The organism is Cobetia sp. SIMBA_158 (genome assembly GCF_046566945.1).
In the GTDB taxonomy this organism is placed as follows: domain Bacteria; phylum Pseudomonadota; class Gammaproteobacteria; order Pseudomonadales; family Halomonadaceae; genus Cobetia; species Cobetia amphilecti.
In genome coordinates, this window is sequence record NZ_JAWJYL010000462.1 from 1 (window position 1) to 266 (window position 266).

Consider the following 266-nt stretch of genomic DNA (forward strand, 5'->3'; position numbering starts at 1 on the left):
GCAGATCACGATGTCGCCTGCCGACGCGCAGTTGCTGGAGTCGCAGAAGTTCAACGTGGAGGAAATCTGCCGCTGGTTCGGTGTGCCGCCGCACATGGCAGGTAGCACGTCGAACTCCACGTCGTGGGGATCGGGCTTGGAGCAGCAAACGCTCGGCGTCCTCACGTACTGCCTGCGTCCGTGGATCGCGCGCATTGAAGACGCGATCAAGCGCGGCTGCTTCACGCCTGCGGAGAAGGCGAAAGGCTACTACGCCGAGTTCAGCG

The 266-nt window shown here is 63.2% G+C and carries 1 protein-coding gene; it reads left to right on the forward strand.

What is annotated here, in order from left to right; genetic code table 11:
• Positions 1–266, forward strand: a 266-nt coding sequence (locus R2R70_RS20680) for a phage portal protein (protein WP_410979002.1), incomplete at both ends; no start/stop codon positions are given.